The 2,382-nt window shown below is 67.7% G+C and carries 4 protein-coding genes; 3 read left to right on the top strand and 1 reads right to left on the bottom strand.

Annotation, left to right across the window (positions count from 1 at the left end):
• Nucleotides 1-593: LysR family transcriptional regulator (locus tag BRAS3809_RS30195; protein WP_035659433.1), on the bottom strand; the 593-nt coding region annotated here is incomplete at its 3' end.
• Nucleotides 594-692: 99 nt separating this feature from the next.
• Between BRAS3809_RS30195 and BRAS3809_RS30190 the strand changes: the two genes are divergently transcribed.
• The 3 genes from BRAS3809_RS30190 to BRAS3809_RS30180 all read left to right on the top strand — a co-directional run bounded on the left by BRAS3809_RS30190 (nucleotide 693) and on the right by BRAS3809_RS30180 (nucleotide 2,278).
• Complete coding sequence (locus BRAS3809_RS30190) at nucleotides 693-1,127, top strand: DoxX family protein (protein ID WP_008965814.1); 435 nt, start codon at nucleotides 693-695, stop codon at nucleotides 1,125-1,127.
• A gap of 67 nt (nucleotides 1,128-1,194) precedes the next feature.
• Nucleotides 1,195-1,659 carry a DsrE family protein gene (locus BRAS3809_RS30185; protein WP_008965813.1) on the top strand — a complete coding sequence of 155 codons (465 nt, stop codon included), beginning with the start codon at nucleotides 1,195-1,197 and terminating at the stop codon, nucleotides 1,657-1,659.
• Nucleotides 1,652-2,278, top strand: a complete 627-nt coding sequence (locus BRAS3809_RS30180) for a TlpA family protein disulfide reductase (RefSeq protein ID WP_008965812.1) — start codon at nucleotides 1,652-1,654, stop codon at nucleotides 2,276-2,278. The genes BRAS3809_RS30185 and BRAS3809_RS30180 overlap by 8 nt, the downstream gene beginning before the upstream one ends.
• The last annotated feature ends 104 nt before the right edge of the window (nucleotides 2,279-2,382 follow it).

Below are 2,382 nucleotides of genomic sequence, written 5' to 3'. Positions count from 1 at the left end.
TTGGCCGGATACAGCGAATATTTCAGGAAGGCATGGCCGTCGAGCTCGGCCAAGGTCGCCGGCCGGCCCGCCGCGGCGAGATAGCTCGGCGCGGCGACGAGCTGCATCAGCACCGGCGGCAGCGGGCGCGCGATCAGCCCGTCGCCCGGCGCGGCGGAGACGCGCAACGCGAGATCGAACCCCTCGTCGACGAGGTTGACCAGCCGGCCGCTGAGATCGATGTCGAGCATCACGTCCGGATGGCGCGCACGGTAGGCCGCCATCATGCCGGCGAATTGCGCATTGGCGAACCACACCGGCGCGCTGACCTTCAACGTGCCGCGCGGGATCACCGTGGCCTTGCTGACGACCGCCTCGACCTCCTCGAGCGTGTCCAGCATCTGCCGCACCTGGTCGAAATAGACCTGGCCGGCCTCGGTCAGGCCGACCCGGCGGCTGGTGCGGTTCAGCAGCCGCGTCGACAGCCGCCGCTCCAGCTGCATGACGTGCTTGGAGGCCATCGCTGGCGACAGGCTCAGGCGCTCGGCCGCTGCGGCAAAGCTCCTGAGCTCCGCGACCTGACAGAATACCCGAATACTGACAAGCGTATCCATCGATAACCCAGAGGAAATGATGCTTCAACAAGCGGCATAATGATCAAATAGAGAGAAATCATCAATGTCGCTCCTGAGATCCCTTCCAGGAGACCATCGATGTCCGCCGCCACCACCACCAACGACCTGCCGCTGCAGCCTTCCCTGGCGCTGCGCATCGGCCTGTGGGCCGCCCAGGCGCTGATCTTCGCGCTGTTCACCTTCGCCGGCGTGACCAAGCTGTTCACGCCGATCCCGGAGCTGTCGCAGATGATGCCGTGGACCGGCGATCATTCCGCAGCCTTCGTCCGCATCATCGGCCTGATCGACCTCGCCGGCGGCCTCGGCATCCTGTTGCCCGCGCTGACCCGCATCATGCCGCGGCTGACCGTGCTCGCCGCGCTCGGCTGCACCACCCTGCAGGTGTTCGCGCTGGTCTTCCACCTCTCGCGCGGTGAGGCCGCGGTGACGCCGCTCAACATCGTCCTGCTCGCGCTGTCGCTGTTCGTGCTGTGGGGCCGCGGCAGCAAGGCGCCGATCGCGCCGCGCGGCTGATCCAGGGATCTGCGGCGCTGGACAGATCCGGCGCCGCCTTTGTCCTCGCGACCCCAAGGAAGCCGCGATGAGCGACCCTGTTGCACCCGTTTCGCGCCGCGGCTTGCTCGCTGGCGCAACGGCCCTCGGCGCCCCAGCCCCCGCCGTTGCGGCCGTCGCCCAGCATCGCGGAATCGTCGTGCTGATCGACCGCAACGATCCGCATGTGATGGGCCATGCGATCAGCTACACCGCCAACCTCTCCAGGCATTTCGCCAGCAAGGGCCAGGTGGCGCCGCCGATCGAGGTGGTCGCCAACGGCCAGGGCATCGACCTGTTTCGCGCCGACAAGTCGCCGCTGAAGGAGCCGCTGGCGACGCTGCGCCAGATGTTTCCAGGCGTCGTCTTCAGCATGTGCGCGTCGTCGAAGGCGATCGCGGAGAGCAAGGAGAACGTCACGATCCCTTTGATCGACGGCGCCCGGCTGGTGCCGTTCGGCATCGGCCGCATGGTCGAGCTGCAGATGAAGGGCTGGGCCTATGTCCATGGCTGATCGGGATCAGGACAAGGCTGAGCCGGTGGCGCTCGCATCGCGACGGCGCCTGCTGCAGCACGCCGCAACGCTGGGCCTCACTCTATGGCTCTCCAGCCGCGCCGCCGCGCAACAGCCCGATCCGCCGCTGTTCGGCGCCGGCCGCAGTCAGTTCATCCTCGAGCGGCCGCGCCGGCCGCTGCCGCCGCTGCGGCTGCAGGACCTGACAGGCCATGATGTCCAGCTCGCGCCGAAGCCCGGCCGCGTCACGCTGGTCAATCTCTGGGCCACTTGGTGCGCCGCCTGCAAGACCGACCTTCCGACCTTGGCCGCGCTCGACAAGTCGCAGCTCTCAGGCCTCGACATCTGGAGCATCTGCGCCGACCGCCGCGACATCAAGACCATCCGGCGCTACGCCCAGGAGGTCGCGATGCCCCGCGCCTCCTTCGCCGACCCGCACGCGCAAGCGACGCATCCGACCAATCCGGACGCTTCCGTGTTCGCCTTGCCGGCGATGCCGATCACCTATCTCATCGGCACCGGCGGCCTCGTCGAAGGCTACATCACCGGCGCACCCGATTGGCTGTCACCCGCCGGACAGGCGCTGCTGCGCTATTATCTCAGCCGGCCCGCGGCGTGATGCGCGAAACTGAGAGTTTTCGCCTCGATCTCACATCCCTTCGCTTTCAACCCTCACCCTGAGGAGACCGCCCCAAGGCGGTCGTCTCGAAGGGCGAGGCCTCA

The organism is Bradyrhizobium sp. STM 3809, assembly GCF_000239795.1.
Lineage (GTDB): Bacteria > Pseudomonadota > Alphaproteobacteria > Rhizobiales > Xanthobacteraceae > Bradyrhizobium.
Note: the sequence above shows the minus strand (reverse complement) of the source record. Positions and strands in the feature narration are given on the sequence as shown.